This is a genomic window from Nonomuraea candida, from assembly GCF_000725485.1.
Lineage (GTDB): Bacteria > Actinomycetota > Actinomycetes > Streptosporangiales > Streptosporangiaceae > Nonomuraea > Nonomuraea candida.
Map to the genome: position 1 here is coordinate 25,370 of NZ_JOAG01000063.1, position 17,541 is coordinate 42,910.

A 17,541-nucleotide genomic window follows, 5' to 3' on the forward strand; every position below is an offset into this window, starting at 1 on the left:
TCACCTTGGAGGTTTCGTGAACGCCCTGCTCACGGTGGAGGACCTGCACGTCTCCTTCCCCGGCAAGGGCCGGCGGGCGCCCAGGACGGAGGTGCTGCGCGGCGTGTCGCTCGACGTCGGCCCGGGGGAGACCCTGGGCCTGGTGGGCGAGTCGGGCTCGGGCAAGACCACGATCGGCCGGGCCATCCTCGGCCTCGTCCCGGTCGCGTCGGGGACGATCACGTTCGGCGGGCGGCGCATCGACGGCCTCGCCGGGCGCCGCCGCCGGGCGCTCGCCCGGGAGTTGCAGGTCATCTTCCAGGACCCGTACACCTCGCTCAACCCCGCCCGCACGATCGGCGACACCCTCGCCGAACCGCTGCTGGGACTCGGCGCCAGGGCGGCCCGCGAGCGCGTCGCCACCCTGCTCGACCGCGTCCACCTGCCCGCCGACGCCGCGCACCGGCTGCCGCGCGAGTTCTCGGGCGGGCAGCGGCAGCGGGTGGCGATCGCCCGCGCGCTGGCCATCGACCCCAAGCTCGTGGTGTGCGACGAGCCGGTCTCCGCGCTCGACCTCACCACCCAGCGGACGGTGCTCGACCTGCTGCTGGAGATCCAGGAGCAGTCGGGCGTGTCGTACCTGTTCGTCTCCCACGATCTCGCGGTGGTGCGCTTCATGGCCCACCGGGTCGCCGTCATCCACCGCGGCCGGATCGTGGAGACCGGCGACGCGGCGACCGTGACGACCGAGCCGAGCCACCCGTACACGCGCGGCCTGCTGCTGGCCGCCCCGGTCGCCGACGTCGCCGCCCAGCGGGCCCGCCGCGAGGCCTTCGAACGCTACGCGAGCAGCGCGGCGGAACGGTGAGCGGCCGCTTGAACCGCCCGGCGGAACGGTGAGCGGCCGCCTGAACCGCCCGGTGGAGCGGGCGGGCCGCGTCTATGCGAACAGCTCGGTGGAGCGGTAGTAGCCGCCCCAGCCCAGCCGTTCCCACCAGGAGGTGTGGGCGGACACCCGCCGCCGGTAGTCCTCCCACTCCGTCGGCCGCTCCGTCCATGCCTTCTCGGCGATCCCCGCCAGCCGCGGCAGCAGCAGGAACGCCAGGTCGTCGAAACCGCGCACCGTCTCGCACCACACGGCCGCCTCCACCCCGGCCAGCCGGGCGCCGCCGGGGATCTCCACCAGCGCGCCCGGCTGCCAGTCGAAGTACTCCCGGCTCGACAACGGCCGGTACGAGGCGAACCCGACCCGCTCGCGCCGCTCGTTCTGCTCCGGCAGCGTCGACTCCTCCGCGTACCTGCGGTCGAGGTAGAGCACCCGGCTCGGAGAGGCCAGCACGGCCGCCCCCGCCGCCACGGCGGCCGGCACGTCGTGCGGGGCCTGCTCGAACGAGCGCGCCGCGATGTCGATGAGCGGGTGGTACTCCGGCGGCGCGGTTCTGCGCGCGGCCTCGGGATCGAAGGCGTCGCCGTCACCGACCCAGCACTGCGCGATGTCGGCGGGCGTGAGCGCCCCCGAGCGGCTCACCTCCTGCCAGCCCACCACCCGCTTGCCCGTCGCCCTGGCCACGTCGAGCGCCCGGGTGACGAACGCGGCGTACAGCTCGTGCGGCATCCCGAACGCCTCGTCCCCGCCGATGTGCAGGAACGGCCCCGGCGTGAGCGCCGCGACCTCGCCGAGCACGTCCGCCACGAACGTCCACGTCACCTCGGCGCGCGGGTCGAGGAAGGGGATGAGCGGATGCGCCGGCGGCTCCTCGCCGCCCAGCTCCGGATAGGCCCGTACGGCGGCCAGCACGTGCCCCGGCAGGTCGATCTCGGGCACGACGGTGACGAACCGGGCGGCGGCGTACGCGACGATCTCGCGGTAGTCGTCGTGCGTGTAGTGCTCCCCGTCGGTGAGCCGCGGCCATCCGCTGATCTCCAGCCGCCACGCCTGGCTGTCGGTCAGGTGCAGGTGCAGGACGTTGAACTTGTACATCGCCAGCAGGTCGATGACCTTCTTGACCTGCTCGACGGTGAAGAAGTGCCGCACCACGTCCAGCGACAGGCCGCGCCAGGGCAGCGCCGGTCCGTCGGTCACCCGCACGCACGGCACCGTGCGCTCTTCGGTGACGAGCTGCGCCAGCGTCGTCGCTCCCCGGAAGAGCCCTTGGGCCGACCAGGCGCTGACGGTGGCCCGCTCCTCGGTCACCACCAGCTCGTACTCTTCCTCCGCCCCCGTGCCGCCCTTGAGCTCGAGCACGACCTCCGCCGCCCCGCCCACCTGCACGGCTCCACCGAGCAGCCCGGCGACGACCTCCCCCAACCCGCCCACCCCCGACACCCGAGGCACCGCCCCCAACCGCAGGAAACCGGAGCCATCAAGGGACACGTCACGGGGCAGCGGAACAACGTTCATGCCAGATTTCTACCACGTGGTAAGTAACGAAGGGCACCCCCCTCTGAACCTCTCGCGGGCGAGGAGTCCGGCTGCTGGAAACGGACGGGCGGCTCACTGACTGGGGGCTTGACTTTGGGTCTTGTGGGGGTGGGTTCGGGCGTGTCACCATCGCCACAACTCTTAGGAAACTTTCTTTAGAGAAATTCCTGGTGAAAGGGAGTGTCGGGTGCGACGAAGCCTGACATCGTCGGCCGCCGCGCTGCTCGCCGCAGGCGCGATCTCAGTCATCCTCCCCACGTCGCCGGCCTCGGCAGCGGACTGCGCGGCGGCCTGGCAGGCCGCCACCGCCTACCAGGGCGGCGCCGTGGTCTCTTACAACGGGCATAACTGGTCGGCCAAGTGGTGGTCCCAGAACGAGACCCCGGGCACCGCCGGCGTGTGGGCCGACCAGGGGGTCTGCGGAGGCGGGGGCACGCCCGGCCAGTCCTGTGCCCATCCGAACTGGGTCGCCGGGCAGTGGTACGCCGTGGGCAGCATCGTCCGCTACACCGACGGCAACTACTACATCGCCGTGCACGAGAACCCCGGCTACGACCCGGTGATCAGCCACTGGTACTGGGACCCGTACACCTGTGGCGGGACCACCCCCACCGATCCGCCCGACCCGGGTGGGTTCGTGGTGAGCCAGGCCCAGTTCAACCAGATGTTCCCGAGCCGCAACTCGTTCTACAGCTACAGCGGCCTGACCGCCGCCATGTCCGCCTTCCCGGCGTTCGCCAAGACCGGCAGTGACACGGTCAAGAAGCAGGAGGCCGCCGCCTTCCTGGCCAACGTCAGTCACGAGACGGGCGGCCTGGTCCACATCGTCGAGCAGAACACCACGAACTACCCCCACTACTGCGACGCCGGTCAGCCCTACGGCTGCCCCGCCGGCCAGGCCGCCTACTACGGCCGCGGGCCGATCCAGCTGAGCTGGAACTTCAACTACAAGGCGGCGGGCGACGCCCTCGGCGTCAACCTGCTGAACGACCCGTGGAAGGTGGAACGGGACTCGGCGATCGCCTGGAAGACCGCGCTGTGGTACTGGATGACGCAGCACGGCCCCGGCACCATGACCCCGCACAACGCCATGGTCAACGGCCGCGGCTTCGGCGAGACGATCCGCAGCATCAACGGCGAGAAGGAGTGCGGCGGCGCGAACCCCGGCCAGGTCCAGAGCCGGGTGAACGCCTACCAGCGGTTCACCCAGATCCTCGGCGTGAGCCCCGGCGGCAACCTCACCTGCTGACGCCGCGACCGCCGCGAGCCGCGGAGACACCGAGGACCCGCGCGCCGGGCACCGCCCCGCGCGGGTCCTCGCCCCATGCCCCGGCGGTACGACCCCGCGCCCCGGAGGCCGGGCGGCGGAACCGCGGAGCGCCCGTCCCTCCATCCCTCGTTCCGGACGACTTTTGGCCCGAACCTGTTGCGGAACCCGTCCGAAACAGTTAATTATTAAGAAGGTTTCCTTTCTATTTTGCTTCTTCCGGCCTCCCACCCCCCAGGAGTACGAGATGCGCAAGAGCACGATCGCCGCCGCGGTGGCCGCCTCCGGAGTGCTGGCCCTGCTGCCGGCGTCCGCGGCCAACGCCCACGGCACCATGTCCAACCCGCCCAGCCGGGTCTACGTCTGCAAGAACGAGGGCCCTGAGACGCCGAAGTCCGCCGCCTGCAAGGCCGCCGTGGCGGCCGGCGGCACGCAGGCCTACTACGACTGGAACGAGGTCTCCCTCCTGGAGGCGGGCGGGCGGCACCGCGAGCTCATCCCCGACGGCAAGCTCTGCAGCGCCGGCCGGGAGAAGTACCGCGGCCTGGACCTGCAGCGCGCCGACTGGCCCGCGACCTCGGTGCGGCCGGGCAGCTTCACGCTCACCTACCACGCCTCGGCCCCGCACTCCAACAGCAACTTCGAGTTCTACATCACCCGCGAGGGCTGGAACCCGACCATGCCCCTCAAGTGGTCCGACCTGGTCCACATCAAGACGTTCAACAACCAGAACCCGACGACCTTCACCAACTGGACCATCAACCTGCCGCAGCGCACCGGCCGCCACATCCTCTACTCGATCTGGCAGCGCGTGGTCGGCAGCAACGAGGCGTTCTACACCTGCTCGGACGTGGACTTCGGCGGCGGCGCCAACCCGACGCCTACCCCGACCCCCACACCCACGCCGACTCCCACCCCGACCCCGACCCCGACGCCCACTCCCACCGCCACCCAGCCCGGCGGCACGTGGAGCGCGGGCACGGCCTACCGCGCGGGCGACAGGGTGACGTACGGCGGCCAGACGTACGAGTGCATCCAGCCGCACACGGCGCTGGCCGGCTGGGAACCCCCGAACGTGGGCGCCCTGTGGAAGCGCGTCTGACCCGCTGACCCGCGTCGGCGCTCGGCCTCACCTCTTACGCCGAGCGCCGACCGCCGGCCGGGTCGGCGGGGCCGGCGGGGCCGGCGATCGCGGGCGTTCGACGCGGATGGGATCGCCGCGTACCAGCTCGTCGTGGACGCGCCACCGTGCGGCGGTGACGGCGCGCTCGGCCGCCTCATCGCCGTGCTCGATGCGCTGCCGCAGCAGTCGCAGGGCGATGCGGCGGTTGAGGCTGAACTGCCGCTCGGTGTCGACCACGACGACGAGCCCCGTCGGCCGGTGGGTCGCGCGCACGGCGGTGCCGGCCTTGTCGCGATGCCGGCCCCCGGGCCCGCCGGTGCGGCAGGCGACGATGTCCACGTCCGCCTCGGCGAACGGCGTGCGCGGGGCGTCGACCTGGCACGGCTGCGCGGTGACGTACCAGTTCTTCCTGCCGGGACCGGCCCGGTACGGGCTGGGCGCCTGCCAGCACAGGGTGCCGGTCCACGAGGCGGCGAACTCCTCCGCGCCCGCGCCGTCGATCCGCACCAGGACCGACCGGTAGGTGCCGGCCCGGTCACCGGGAACGGCGTGCGCCCGATGAGTCTCCAGCTTCCGCCGGACGGCCTCGGCCTCCAGACGCCGCAGCAGCTCGGCCAGGGCCCAGGCGCACTCCTGCGGCCCCCGCCCGGCCGACAGGAGCAGGTGAACCCTCACGCCCGCCCCCCTCTGACGCGAACGCTCCCGCTCACGCACCCCTCCGCTCACGTACGCCCCCGCTCACGCGCGTCCTTTTTGCGCCGGCCGCGCGGCGCCGGCCCGAGCTCGGGCGTCTTGTACGTGACCAGCGGGACCGTGGTGACCACGGGCGTGGCCAGGCCGTGCCCGACAAGGTCGGAGATCACCTGCTCGATGCGCTTGTACGCCCCCGGCGCCTCCTCGAAGAGCAGCTGCCGGTCGCCGCACACCACCAGCGATCCCACCGGCGTACGCCGCAGTTCCTCCACCGTGTGCTTGGCCCGCCCCCGGCGCAGCGCGTCCGCCCGCGACATCTTGCGGCCCGCGCCGTGCGCCACGGAATGGCCGGCCTCCGGCCCGGCGTGGGCGGCCACGAGGTAGGAGGGGGTGCCCCGGGTGCCGGCGATGAGCACGTCACATCCGTCGCCCGGCGCCGCCCCCTTGCGGTGCAGGTAGCTCCCGTCGCGGATCTCCACCAGGTTGTGGCACTGGTCGACGATCGGCTCGGCGGGCTCGAACCCCAGCGCGTGCGCGACCCGGGCCGCCAGCAGCCGCCGGTTGAGCGACCCCCACCGTACGGCGTCGTCGTGCATCGCCAGGTAGGCGCCGGGGTCGGGTGCGGGACCCGCGCCGTGGACCTCGGTGTGCGCCCGCAGGATCCGCTCGCCCAGCCCCCGCGAACCGCTGTGGACGATGAGCACCAGGTCGCCGGCGTCGAGCCCGAGCCGGGCGGCGTGGCCCGGCTCGAAGACGGTCCCGACCCGCGCCAGCTCCACGAAGTGGTTGCCGCGGCCGACCGTCCCGAGCCCTTCGACGTGCCCGCCGGGAATGTCCTCCTGCACCGCGTCCCAGGCGGGATCGTCCGCGTCCTGCTCGGGGTGCAGCGGGCGGTCGAGATCGGGGAACCGGGCGGCGAGCTTCTCCGGCACGGCCCGCTTGAGCCGGACGGGGAACACGGCGATGCCGCACCCGATGTCGGAGCCCACCAGGAACGGGTACAGCACGGACGACACCATGGCCGCGCCGATGGGGGCGCCCTTGCCGGGATGCAGATCCGGCATGCCGGCGACGTGCCGCATGCCGTCGAGCGCGGCCACCTGGTGGCACTGCGCGACGGCGTCGGACTCGATCCAGCTCGCGGCCGAGGCGAACACGGTCACCGTGGCAGGCGTGGCAGGCGTGGCAGGCGTGGCGGGCGTGGCAGGCGTGGCGGGCGCGGCGGGCGTGGCAGGCGGCGGAGAGTGATGACGGGACAAGGACGCTCTCTTCACTGAAAAGCTGAACGCTGCACGCCGGGCCCTGGACAGGGCACGAGCAGCACATGGGCAGGCGGCATCACGGCGCGAGCGGGCGCCGTGGCATCACGGAATGGCGGGTGCGGTCCCTCAGAGCCTCATGGCCACCACGTTCCCCGAGCCCCACCGCCCGGGGCAACCGATTTTCCCGGCGGTCACCCCCCGTCCGAGGGCCCGGCCGCCTTCCCTGCCGGCACGAGCGGGCCCCGGAGCGCCGCCACCTGGCATGTCCGGCGCCGGCGGGTCACACCGTCGCGGCCGCCCGGCGGAAGAAGCCGATCTGGTCGGCGACCACGCGGTCCCGGAGCGCGGGGTCGGTGTAGAAGGTGAAGTGGTTCCCGGGGTACGCGCGCAGCTCCCCGCGCGGCGCCCGGTCGGCCAGCTCCCGGGTGGTCTCCAGCGGCGTCTCCCGGTCCTCGGCCGCGACGCAGACCAGCAGCGGGCAGGCCAGGCGCGCCGCGGCCGCCGCGGGCCGGTAGCGCATCATCTGCAGCAGCCCCCTGGGTGCGACGCTGTTGCGCCACGACGTCGTCTGCCCGCCCGTCAGCGTCTGGATGTGCCGGTCGGCCTCGGGGGTCGCGGTCACGGCCAGCTCTCCCGGCCGTCCCACCATGGGGATGTAGTACGGGCTCATGCCCAGCCCGCCCCGCAACGCGTCCCGGACGATCGCCCCCAGCAGCCGCAGCGTCTCGCCGGTCGAGCGGCCCTCGACCTTCTTCGGGAACCCGTTGAACGGGATCTGCGCCACCACGGCGGCGATCCGGGGGTCGTCCGCGGCCACGGTGATGGCGTGCGCCCCGCCCAGCGAGTTGCCCCACAGCAGCACCCTGCCGGGATCGACCCGCTCGTGCCCCCGTACGTACGCCACGGCGGCCCGCACGTCGGCGAGCTGGCCGCCCATGTCGGGCAGCTGGCGCGGCTCGCCGTCGCTCTCGCCGAAGCTCCGGTAGTCGAAGACCAGCGCCGCGAAGCCCTCGGCGGCGAAGCGCTCGGCGTAGTCGAAGAGCCGGTCCATCGTCCCGCTGAAACCGTGGCAGAGCACCACGCACGGGGCCGGCCCGGAACCGGCGGGCAGGTAGAGGTAGCCGGCGCACCGGACACCGTCCGAGGTGAAGGACACCTTGGTCCGCATACAGATCATCCCCACGGCCATAGACTTACCGACGGTAAGCACTGTAGCGAAGAAACTGACCGCAGGTAAGTGAGGCCCATGACATCCGAGCGGATTCTGGAGGCGGCGCGCGCCCTGTTCGCCGCCCGCGGCTATCGCGCCACCTCCATGCGGGCCATCGCCGACGACGTCGGCATCACCAAGGCCGCCCTCTACTACCACTTCGACTCCAAGGAGGAGATCCTCCACCGGCTCACGCTGCCGCTCCTGGACGAGCTGGAGTCGGTGCTGGCCCGGGCCGAGTCCTGCGAGAGTGCCGAGGAGGTCCGGTGGCGCGCGATCGAGGGCTACGTGGACGTGCACCTGCGCCACCGGCACACCCTCACCATGCTGGTCAAGGACATGACGCTGCTGGTGCAGGCCCCGGTCGCCGACCGCTTCCGCGCCGCGATCGCGCTGGCCAACGACCTGGTGGCCGGCCCGGGCGGCGGGCTCGCGCAGCGGGTGCGGGCCTCGCAGGTGGTCGCCGGGCTGGCCGACCCGGTGGTGCTGTTCCGCGACGAGCCGGCCGAACGGCTGCGCGACCTGATCCTCGACGGCGCCAGGGCGCTGCTGGGCGAACCGCCGGCCCCCCGGGCCCGCGGCCGGGCCAGGGGCCGGAACGGCGGCCGCCGCGCCATCCTCACCGACGAGCAGGCCGCACAGGCCCGCACCCTGCATGCCGAGGGCCACGGCGCCGAGGACCTGGCCACCCGCTTCAACGTCTCCAGAGCCACCATCTACCGCTATCTCAAAACCAAAGATTCTGAGACTTGATTCTGAGACGAGATGCGCGACGGTCGCTGCCCGCCCCTCACCATGGCTGGCCCTGCCTCCTCTTTCCCAAGCCGACGAAGAAAGCCGGCCCGTGAGCGCCGGCCGATGGGGCCATCCGCCATCCTGCTCGCCGTTGACCTGGTGATCCTTGCGTTGCGTGATCGCGTTCGTATGTGGTGCTCGTCGAACGTGGCATTGAGTCGTACACCTCGCCCAGGCGCTGCGGGGCGGCTGCACCTCGCCAGGGCCGTGGCATGCCAGCCCGGCCGACCATGCCGGTCGTCAGCGCGTGCGGTCTCGGCGGGCGCTGAGAGGAATCGGAGTGAACAGGTCCGCCGAGCTGTTTCATGCCGATCCTGACGATCGAACGGTTGGGGTGGCCGGAATACCGTTTTCATCCGACAGCATGACGTGAGGAACAGTGGCGTGGCAATGTGAAGGAGTAAGAACCCGAGCCTGACGGGGCACGGCTCACGTACCACCTCGGTGGAGGTCCTCATGCCTACTCGTGCCGAGTTGCTGGACGTACTGCGTCGCGTACAGGAGATATCGGACCAGCACTGGCATTCCCTGGATCGGCCGCTGTTGCAAATGTCGAGCGGACGCACATGGACGGGTCCGGCCGCCGACAGATTCGCCGATGATCTGGCTCATCAGCGTGCGGAGGTGTGGAGAGGGCTTCGCGGGATCATCGAACATCTCAACGAGACAATCTCTACTCTGACTGTGATGGGGCCAAGAGACGAATGACCTTCTCATCGATCGACCCCAGAGAAATGCACCAACTTGGATCCAGCGTGCAAAATGCAGGAAAAGGGCTGGCCGAATGTGCTGCACAACTCCGGGTGATTCTGAACGAGGTCGAGCTCACGCACCCCGGCGTGGTGGCGATCGGCCGGGCAGGGCAGTGGCTGACCGAGCAGGCGCCTGACCTCTACAGACGGCGCGACCTCGCGTACGAGGCCGAGAAGATCGATGTGGACGTCTTCGGCAATCCGCTCCCCGGCAAAGTCGTCCCTCCTGGGATGACCAGGATCGACGAGTCGAGAATGATCTCCGGCAAGGTGCGTGCCGACGCCCGGCATGTGGCCTCACTGGTCGCCGCCGCCGCACGCGGCGACGCAAGGGCGCGCGAGAATCTGGCTGCTTATGAGGGGCGGCTGTCCGACCCGCAATTCGCCACGGCTCTCATCGAACAACTCGGTCCGCGAGGCCTCCTTGAGATCCCCGCCATCATGGGCACGCGGGTGCGCAAGACGCTCGATGCCGATCCTGATTCGGCGGAGAGTGTCCGGCGCCAGAATCGTGATGTCCTGTCCATGCTGAGCAGGGCGCTGGCCACAGCCACCAACGTGAACAATACGGTGCACGTGGGCCGGAAATTCACGGAGGAGTTGAAGCGGCAGGGGCGTGCGGAGATACCGGCTCCCGACATGGGCGGGCTGACGAACCCCGGTTATTGGTCACTCGGTCAGGTCCTCGCGGCGGCACCCGACCAGGCTTACAGCGAGTGGTTCATGAGAACCGTCGGCCAGGACATGATTCGCTGGGATCGCGACTATCTGAGAGCGCACCGCACACGCTTCCTGCCCAAAGACACCGACGTCTACAACTTGCCCGCTCCCATCGACACCCGGCCGTTCCAGGGATCCTCCGTCGTGGGCGCCGCCGACCCGATCGCCGCGCTGATGAATATCGCGAGCACCTCGAGAGAGCGTGCCCAGGCCCTGCTCGACGACAAGGACCTGATGAAATACCTGCTGGGTGAGCGTCGCGCGCAGTGGGAAATGGGGGATCGAGGCGAGTCGCTGGGCGCCACCATGGAAGCCGCCATGAAAGAAGCGGATGCTGATTCCAAGCGGTTGGCGGTGTGGGCCGGTCAGATACTCGCGGACCAGATCAAGGCGGGGATTTCGGTCAGTGACACGGGAGATGTCACGATCAAGAATCCATCGGAGTTCGACCGGCTCTCCGGCATTCGTGACAACATGGGCCGAATCATGGCCGAGCACTCCGACGACATCGTGTTCTCTTACTTCATCGCCCCGAAGCGAGCAGCAGGCGAGCCGACGGGAGATGTCGAAGGAAAGACCACCGCGCGTTTCAATCCGACCGACCTCGATCTCGTCATGCTGGACGTGGCCATCGACGATCAGGGCTACGAAGCCCTGCTCCGCGGCGAGATCGCGGACATGCGGGGCAAGATCGATGAAGCGATGGCCACGGGGAACGGAAAGAAGCTGGATAATGTCATCGCGCTCAACTCCAAAGCGATGGGGCATCTGCTGGAGGCGCGCAGGATAGCGCTCGTCAGCCGGGGCAAGGAGGCAGATGCCGCCGATGAGGAGTTGCGGAAACTGATCGAGAACGGCATCGGTCTCGTTCCGGTTCCTTTCGCTGAAAGGGTCGGAAAGCTCGGGGTAAAAGCGGCCGGAACCATTTATGAGAGCTTCGTCCAGGGCGGTTACAAGCAGGCCGGCGACTGGCTCGCAAAGAACAGCGGCCATGCCGGCAAGAAAGCATCCAAGGCATTCAGTGAGGCGGCAACGAACGACATCGCCGCCCAGGAGTTGGTGAAGCAGATGCTCGCATCTTCCACGGTGGCTCATGGCGCTTATGATCGCGAGGATCTCAAGAGAAGCTTCGTGATCGGAGACCCGCCGCGGGTGAAAGATCCTCGTGACATGACCGAAGCGGAGTACGAGAGCTTCCTCCGTTGGATGGCCGACAACACTACGATGCCGGCCGATTTCACGGAGGCGCAGGAGAGCGCCTCGGTAGGGGGCGAGGAATTCCGCGACAACCTCAAAGCCGCGGTCAAATGAGCAGGCTGCCAGGCTGGCTCCGCGTGGCCGTTGCCGTGATGGTGATCGCCGCATGCACGCCGGACAAGCCCGTGGCCGATCCGCTGCCCGATCCTGCCCGGCCCGAGCGTGGTTCCGTGGCCGACCGGCCCCCCTACCTTTGCTATTTCATTCCCCAGGCGGCGGTGGCCGACCTCACTGGCTACACCGGCTCGTACAGGGTTGGTGACGACAAACGCGATCCCGTCGGGCACGACTGCGTCATCTCGAACGAAGAGCAGAGCCTCTTCATCACGAGCTACGACGTCACACGCTCTCGGAAAACCATCGATCGTTATCTCGAGTGGGCGAAGGAGAGCAACCCGGCCGAGCTTCCCGAGAAGCTGGGCAGAGGGTTGATCGCCGACTTCGAGATCCGCGCCAATCCGTACCGGACGGTGGAAGCCTGGTTCCGCTGTGGTTCCAACGACTCGCTCATCGCCATCACCGTCAAACGAAATCCGGCACGGGACCAGGACCACGACCTGGTTCAGCTCATGGAGATAGCTCAGCGGCGGTTCGCCGAGATGTTCACCTGCGAACCCGGCGGCCCGCCGTCCACTGAGTGACCCGCCCTGGCGCACGGTCCGGCGCGCACGCTCGCGATGCCGGCGTTCGGGGGACCATGTGAAGTAGTTCCTGGTAAGTGGACTGATCACTGTCCTCACGAGGAGCTTCGGGTGATGTTCTGTCGCGTCACCCTTGGTTTGTCGCGGGAATGCTGAGCTACGGGGACGCCGGTGATCGAGGGGGCGGCCTCCCGGCAGCGGGGCGGGGGTCAGGAGCGCTTCGCCGTGCGGTGGAGGCGGAGGGCGGAGATGAGAAAGAAGACGCCGCCGGCGGTCGCGTACCCGGCGAGGCTGGTCAGCGCCGCGGCCGGCGTACCGGCCTGGAGGATGAACGTCGTCCCGGCGATCGTGGAGATCGCTCCGCTGAGGATCATCGGCCACTGACCGCCGAGCGTGCGGCGGCTGACGGCCACGATGAGCTGCACGATTCCGGCGGTGATGGCCCAGGCGCCCCAGACGCGCAGCACCGCGGGCACGCCCGTGGCGGCCGTGGCGGCCAGGCCGATGGCGGCGAGCAGGCTGAGGGTCAGGTTCACGTACAGGGCCGCGGCGGGGCGCGCGGCTCCGGAGGAGCGCAGGTCGATGACGGCCGCGGTGACGTCGAACAGCGGATAGATCACGAGCAGGACCACGCTCACCGGACCGGTGGCCGGCCCGGTCAGGAACAGCAGGACCGCCCAGACGAGGGCGAACCCGAATCGCATCACATAGAGATTCCGCAACGCCGCAGCGGCGGGACGGGCGTTCGGGGCGGCGTCGGCGCCGGTGTCGGAGGGGGCGTTCATTCTCGTCCTTCTCATCTCGCAGTACGGCTCTCGCGGGACGGACTCCGCAGGCCAGATAGGTAGAATGACTAGTAACTCTACCGGCGTTGACGTTAGCCCGGCGGTGAGGTCCGGCGCAAGGGGCGATGAGGAAGGACGCGTATGATCTCGGGCATGACCAGCCCCATGCGCGAGCGACTCCTCGAAGCGGCGAGCGAGCTGTTCTACGCGCACGGGCTGCGTGCGGTGAGCGTCGACAAGGTCATCGACCTGGCCGGCACGACGAAGGTGACGTTCTATCGGCACTTCAAGAGCAAGGACGAGCTGGTCGTCGCATACCTCGAACGCCGCGCCGCGCTGGAGCGGGACGGCATCGGCGGAGCGATGAAGCAGGGCGACGGTGACGTCGACGCCACCCTGCGCGTGATCTCCGAGGCGATCGGGGCTCTTGCCTGCGCGCCCGGCTTCCGCGGTTGCCCCTTCATCAACGCGGCCGCCGAATATCCTGACCCGGACAGCCCGATCCGCAGGGCCGTCGACGCGCATCGCCGCTGGAACAAGGCGACGTTCGAGCAGCTCATCGCTCCACTCGGCATCCCGAACCCCGTGGAGGTCGCCGACGACCTCATGCTGATCCGCGACGGAGCCATGGTCGCCGGATACCTCGACCAGCCGGCAACCGTCGCCGCCTCATTCCTCCGCAGCAGCCAGGCCGTCATCCGCGCCGGCAACCCGCCGCGAAGCTGAGCGACCCGCCTCCGCCGGCATCGCTCGCCCCGTCCGCCCCGCCAAAGAAACCTGCTCAAGCCTCCGGAGCCGCAGCCGTTGCCGGAGCCGCAGCCGAGCAGCGACGAGAGCTACTGGCAGCTGCGCATCAGCGTCCTGGCGGCGCGATCACGCCGGTGTGGGACACCCTCAACACCTTCACCAGACCGCCAGGACGCTCCACCACCACCACCTCCCGCCGCACGCGCAGGGGCCGGCCGTCTACGAACCCCGGCCGTTGACCACCGCGTCGGTGTGGAGGTTCAGGATCCGGTGGACCTGGCTGGGTGTGCGGATCTCGACGGCGTGAGGAGGGACCCCGGCCTCTGCGTAGGTGCACGCCGATGAGGGCCGGTTGGGAAGACGGCTCCGGCGGTGCGCCTCCGCGCTGTCCACGTGCCACACGCTCGCCCGCAGTGACAGCGACTCCACCAACCACAGCTGGTAGGTGTCGCGGTGCTCGGCAAGGTGGGTGATGTAGTGAGGAAGCACGGTCTCGGCGACCGTCTCGGCCGTGTCGCCCAGGGCGGTGCCGTCGGAGTGCTCGCCGGGCGCCCGGTGCCAGCCTCTGGAGTGCTGGTCGCAGTATTCGATGAGGTACGCGAATCGGTCCGCGACCTCGGGCGAGTCGAACTCACCGAGTTGTTCGGCCGCCTGCGCCGACAGCCGAGCCCAGTCGGCGATCCCGGCGTACAACGCCGCCCGCCGCCCGGCCGGCGGAGCGTCGTGGTGGGTGGCGGTCTCGTCCAGGTGCGGCATGTTGAGCAGCGCCGCCACCTGATGGAGCCTGCGGAGAGGGACCAGACGGTCCCGCACATCCGTGAGATCCTTCGTCACGGCCCTCAGTCTGAGGGCTCCCCAGACGCCCGGTCAGGAAAAGCCCAAAAGATCTTCCTGACAATCTCCAGGAGCCTGTGATTCTGTCAAGCCGCGCTGTACGGGCTGGACGACGATCCCCGGATCAATCCTGACGTTCAGGCGGCAACTGCGGGCGGCTCCCTCTCGCACAAGTAACCCTTTCGGGTTTTTGTCGCCTTTCGTGGCAGACTGTCCGAAATTAGTTTGGTGACTCGTTCATGAGGCGGCTGGCGCTCGCAAACATGAGACGCCCGGGTGTAGGTGGCGCTTCGCTTGCAGGGCTGACGCCTACATGTCCAAAGCGCAGATGAACAGCAAGTGGGTGGGTCATGACCTGTGGGCGTGAAACGTCGACGAGTTATGAGACGATCTAGGTAGGGACAAAGTTGGCAGTTGCGCGTATTGTCTCTCTCGCACCCGGCGTCACATGGGAGAGGACTTGGTGGAGAGTCGGCTCATACCGATCAACGCAGTGATCAGCCTTGCGACGCCGGACGGTATCAACCCCGCCGTTCTTGCAGATCAGGGTTATCGTGTGGCGGGTCTCGAGGTGCCCGTGGGGAAGTCGGGAAGCTCGGTAGTCGTGGACGTGGTCTTGGCAAACGGAGACACCGGTCACGTCTTGGCGATTGAGGCTAAGTGTGGGGGAAACGTAGAAGACGCACAGTGTGTCAGGTATGCCGCGCTTGATCCCGCTGATGTTGTTCGCAACGCCTACATTGATCTATACCGTCGGGTGCCACCTACACTCGATGTGATCTATGCCTGCCTTGGTGCACATGTCGATCGCATACGCCTAGGGTTGGAGACCGCCGGGGTGCCGTTCCCCATACTGGCGGTTCACGATGATAAGATTCTGCTAGAAGGAAGTGCACTTCCGGAGCCATTGCGCTCCATCTTCAGAACGCCAGTGAAGTTGATGGCATCTCCCTCGCGCCATGTGCCTTTCGACGCGGAATCCAGCGTAGAGATCATCGAGCCGTATGTGCAGACCGCTCTGGTCGCAGCCTTGGCGCAAAGCCGGACAGAGATCAGTCTTGCGGCCCTGGCCGAGCAGTCCATCCGACACTTCGCGTTGTTCAGCCGGCCAGCCCAGACTGCCCTCAAGCGAAAGGTGGGTGAAGCGGCGAGGCGCATCGCCGAGCGGGACGCCTCAACGTTCGAGTACCACGGCCCTCCCCCCAACCGTGATGGCTGGGTGACGTTGCTGAAAACCCCGGAGGCCAACGACCCTCGAGGGCGTACTCAGGGCTACCAGGCCCTCGTTCGCCCAGGTCAGTCGAGACGTAGTCGTAGAAGGTCGGTTATCATAGAGGGCCAGATGAACCTTCTGGAAGAGCTGGACAAGGCGGACGAAGGGGCGCGCAACAGTCGCGAAGAGCAAGCTGAGGAGACTCCATGACCGCCCGTGCACAGATGGCTGAGTTCCTCGCTATGAATGCGAGTTCGCCGACGAAGACTTTTGTTTTGGAAGCGCACCCAAAGGGCGAGCCGGCTGCCCTTCTCGCTGGTTTCTCTGACGTGAAGAGCCTTACTGCCACCGATGATGCGTATCTGTTCAAGCTCAGTACGGCTGAAGGTGTCTTCTGGGTGGATCAGCTCGATGAACGGTTCTGGAGCTTCCATACTGATATGCCAACAGATGCGGCTGGGTCATACCTGAACAAGCAGGTCAGCAACCGCCGTGATCTCGACTGGTTGTGGCTGCCTTCCGAGCACTTGCGTGATCCTTGGCCGGGGGCGCAGAGACGCAAGACTCGGACCAAGTTCGAGGGCACGAAGCTGCTGGGTGGGACATCATCAGAATTCGACGACCTCAAACTGCAGGCTTCGGGGCAGGGTGCTGTACTCCTGGACAGATTTCTGCACCAAGAGGGTCTGCGGGCGGCTGCGGCTTACGATGCCGTCGAGGTCGTGGTCGAAGACGATATATACGGGATAATTCGGGAAGGCGTGAATCGAAGAGGGCGTTTTGCCGTGTCCGGAGACTCGCTTGAGTTGCATTTCCAGTTCGTGCAGAACATCGTCGATCGATATCGAAGCCTGGTGACGCTGGCAGAACAGAAGTCCATTTGCTGGCGTCATGTCAACGAGGACGATCCGGACGCCGGCGCACGGCTCACGGGCGGGCCGATCGGTATCCGGTTCTCTCGATCGATACCGGATCTCGAGGTGTTCATCGATGAGCTGTTCTCTTCTCGTGACCCGTTCCGGCTGTGGGGGATTGCCAAGGTTTCCGGCGACGAGGCTGAAGTGGAAGCCGTTGACCTGCATGTAGGCGAGCAGCTCTCCTTCGACATCGGCGAGCAATGGATGCGCGTCTACCTCAGGAGCGGCGGCTGTGGTAATACGATCGCCCGTCTAGTCAGCAACCTCCAGCATCGCTTCGATGCTGCACTATCCTTCACTGACCCTGAACTTCAGGCTGCTCTACAAGCTTCGCCCTTGGCGAGTTCCTCGTTATAGGGGATACCAGCGCCAGATTGTAACGAATCAGTGGTGCGGGCATGGTGGCGGAGGAACTGAGCGCCCTGCTGTGTCCGCCTTTGAGCAGACTGAGATGCGGCATCAGGGCGGTGTGCGGTAGCTGACTCAGCACCTCGACTTTTCACAGGGCCACCACTCAAGGTGACCGATTCACCGGTGGCACTGAGGAGGACAAGGACCAGAGGGCATGTCTCAGCGGACCCTCGGACACGTGCAGGGCTTGGACATGCCCTGCACGTCCTGGAGGGCGTCGCCGCGGAGGGTAAGGAGCGAATCGCCTTCGAGGGTCAGAGAGAAGGCCCTCTCACGGAGGTGAGCAAGGCTGTGAACGCCCTTGCGCCTGACGAGCTTCAACCGATCATGAACCGGCTGAACCTGCGCAAGTCGCCAGGCCGAACGCCACCCCGGCGATGATGGCGGTAATGATCACCCATTCCCCTGCTGACGCGCCCCGGTCCGGGGCGGTGTGGGCATGCCGGATTCGCCGCTGCATGAATGCTTGCCAACGGATCACCAGGGGACGCTTCATGACCATCCGATACTCGA

Annotated in this window: 15 protein-coding genes; 9 read left to right on the forward strand and 6 right to left on the reverse strand. The window is 68.1% G+C overall.

Going from position 1 to position 17,541, the window contains the following annotated elements; genetic code table 11:
* Positions 1–16 precede the first annotated feature (16 nt).
* The gene (locus IO39_RS39720; RefSeq protein WP_211267340.1) at positions 17–847 is read left to right on the forward strand and encodes an ABC transporter ATP-binding protein; all 831 of its coding nucleotides are present in this window, start codon (positions 17–19) and stop codon (positions 845–847) included.
* A gap of 72 nt (positions 848–919) precedes the next feature.
* Here IO39_RS39720 and IO39_RS39725 read toward each other — a convergent pair whose 3' ends face one another.
* Positions 920–2,380, reverse strand: coding sequence for a family 20 glycosylhydrolase (locus IO39_RS39725; RefSeq protein WP_084774310.1), 1,461 nt, complete (start codon positions 2,378–2,380; stop codon positions 920–922).
* Positions 2,381–2,588: 208 nt separating this feature from the next.
* On the opposite strand from IO39_RS39725, the gene IO39_RS39730 reads away from it, so the two are divergent.
* Positions 2,589–3,650 carry a glycoside hydrolase family 19 protein gene (locus IO39_RS39730; RefSeq protein WP_043635405.1) on the forward strand — a complete coding sequence of 354 codons (1,062 nt, stop codon included), beginning with the start codon at positions 2,589–2,591 and terminating at the stop codon, positions 3,648–3,650.
* A gap of 265 nt (positions 3,651–3,915) precedes the next feature.
* On the forward strand, positions 3,916–4,770 hold the full coding sequence (locus IO39_RS39735; RefSeq protein WP_043635408.1) for a lytic polysaccharide monooxygenase: 855 nt from the start codon (positions 3,916–3,918) through the stop codon (positions 4,768–4,770).
* A gap of 27 nt (positions 4,771–4,797) precedes the next feature.
* Here the strand turns inward: IO39_RS39735 and prfH are convergent, their stop codons facing one another.
* The 3 genes from prfH to IO39_RS39750 all read right to left on the reverse strand — a co-directional run bounded on the left by prfH (position 4,798) and on the right by IO39_RS39750 (position 7,914).
* Positions 4,798–5,466, reverse strand: a complete 669-nt coding sequence (prfH, locus tag IO39_RS39740) for a peptide chain release factor H (protein ID WP_052423967.1) — start codon at positions 5,464–5,466, stop codon at positions 4,798–4,800.
* A gap of 47 nt (positions 5,467–5,513) precedes the next feature.
* Positions 5,514–6,647 carry an RNA ligase RtcB family protein gene (locus IO39_RS39745; protein WP_043635411.1) on the reverse strand — a complete coding sequence of 378 codons (1,134 nt, stop codon included), beginning with the start codon at positions 6,645–6,647 and terminating at the stop codon, positions 5,514–5,516.
* Between the two features lie 379 nt (positions 6,648–7,026).
* The gene (locus tag IO39_RS39750) at positions 7,027–7,914 is read right to left on the reverse strand and encodes an alpha/beta hydrolase (protein ID WP_043635414.1); all 888 of its coding nucleotides are present in this window, start codon (positions 7,912–7,914) and stop codon (positions 7,027–7,029) included.
* Between the two features lie 78 nt (positions 7,915–7,992).
* Between IO39_RS39750 and IO39_RS39755 the strand changes: the two genes are divergently transcribed.
* The 3 genes from IO39_RS39755 (at position 7,993) to IO39_RS39765 (ending at position 12,121) form a co-directional block, all read left to right on the forward strand.
* Complete coding sequence (locus IO39_RS39755; RefSeq protein ID WP_043635417.1) at positions 7,993–8,709, forward strand: TetR family transcriptional regulator; 717 nt, start codon at positions 7,993–7,995, stop codon at positions 8,707–8,709.
* 746 nt (positions 8,710–9,455) lie between these two features.
* The gene (locus IO39_RS39760; RefSeq protein ID WP_157549580.1) at positions 9,456–11,534 is read left to right on the forward strand and encodes a hypothetical protein; all 2,079 of its coding nucleotides are present in this window, start codon (positions 9,456–9,458) and stop codon (positions 11,532–11,534) included.
* A 23-nt stretch (positions 11,535–11,557) separates the two neighbouring features.
* The gene (locus IO39_RS39765; RefSeq protein ID WP_157549582.1) at positions 11,558–12,121 is read left to right on the forward strand and encodes a hypothetical protein; all 564 of its coding nucleotides are present in this window, start codon (positions 11,558–11,560) and stop codon (positions 12,119–12,121) included.
* A gap of 209 nt (positions 12,122–12,330) precedes the next feature.
* On the opposite strand, the gene IO39_RS39770 is transcribed toward IO39_RS39765, so the two are convergent.
* Positions 12,331–12,906, reverse strand: coding sequence for a membrane protein (locus IO39_RS39770; RefSeq protein WP_043635426.1), 576 nt, complete (start codon positions 12,904–12,906; stop codon positions 12,331–12,333).
* 153 nt (positions 12,907–13,059) lie between these two features.
* On the opposite strand from IO39_RS39770, the gene IO39_RS39775 reads away from it, so the two are divergent.
* Entirely contained in the window at positions 13,060–13,632 is a 573-nt protein-coding gene (locus tag IO39_RS39775) for a TetR/AcrR family transcriptional regulator (protein WP_245642549.1), read from the forward strand.
* A gap of 240 nt (positions 13,633–13,872) precedes the next feature.
* On the opposite strand, the gene IO39_RS39780 is transcribed toward IO39_RS39775, so the two are convergent.
* Positions 13,873–14,487, reverse strand: a complete 615-nt coding sequence (locus IO39_RS39780) for a hypothetical protein (RefSeq protein ID WP_157549584.1) — start codon at positions 14,485–14,487, stop codon at positions 13,873–13,875.
* Positions 14,488–14,935: 448 nt separating this feature from the next.
* Here IO39_RS39780 and IO39_RS55345 point away from each other — a divergent pair, with 448 nt between their 5' ends.
* Positions 14,936–15,910 carry a hypothetical protein gene (locus IO39_RS55345; protein WP_157549586.1) on the forward strand — a complete coding sequence of 325 codons (975 nt, stop codon included), beginning with the start codon at positions 14,936–14,938 and terminating at the stop codon, positions 15,908–15,910.
* Entirely contained in the window at positions 15,907–16,974 is a 1,068-nt protein-coding gene (locus IO39_RS39790) for a hypothetical protein (protein ID WP_043635435.1), read from the forward strand. Before IO39_RS55345 ends, IO39_RS39790 begins: the two co-directional genes overlap by 4 nt.
* Positions 16,975–17,541 lie beyond the last annotated feature (567 nt).

Excerpts from the sequence above, each read along its gene's own strand:
- IO39_RS55345 (WP_157549586.1), top strand. The coding sequence starts at position 14,936 with ATGGGAGAGGACTTGGTGGAGAGTCGGCTCATACCGATCAACGCAGTG.
- IO39_RS39770 (WP_043635426.1), bottom strand. The coding sequence starts at position 12,906 with ATGAACGCCCCCTCCGACACCGGCGCCGACGCCGCCCCGAACGCCCGT.
- IO39_RS39750 (WP_043635414.1), bottom strand. The coding sequence starts at position 7,914 with ATGCGGACCAAGGTGTCCTTCACCTCGGACGGTGTCCGGTGCGCCGGC.
- IO39_RS39760 (WP_157549580.1), top strand. The coding sequence starts at position 9,456 with ATGACCTTCTCATCGATCGACCCCAGAGAAATGCACCAACTTGGATCC.
- IO39_RS39790 (WP_043635435.1), top strand. The coding sequence starts at position 15,907 with ATGACCGCCCGTGCACAGATGGCTGAGTTCCTCGCTATGAATGCGAGT.
- IO39_RS39725 (WP_084774310.1), bottom strand. The coding sequence starts at position 2,380 with ATGAACGTTGTTCCGCTGCCCCGTGACGTGTCCCTTGATGGCTCCGGT.
- IO39_RS39775 (WP_245642549.1), top strand. The coding sequence starts at position 13,060 with ATGACCAGCCCCATGCGCGAGCGACTCCTCGAAGCGGCGAGCGAGCTG.
- IO39_RS39755 (WP_043635417.1), top strand. The coding sequence starts at position 7,993 with ATGACATCCGAGCGGATTCTGGAGGCGGCGCGCGCCCTGTTCGCCGCC.
- IO39_RS39735 (WP_043635408.1), top strand. The coding sequence starts at position 3,916 with ATGCGCAAGAGCACGATCGCCGCCGCGGTGGCCGCCTCCGGAGTGCTG.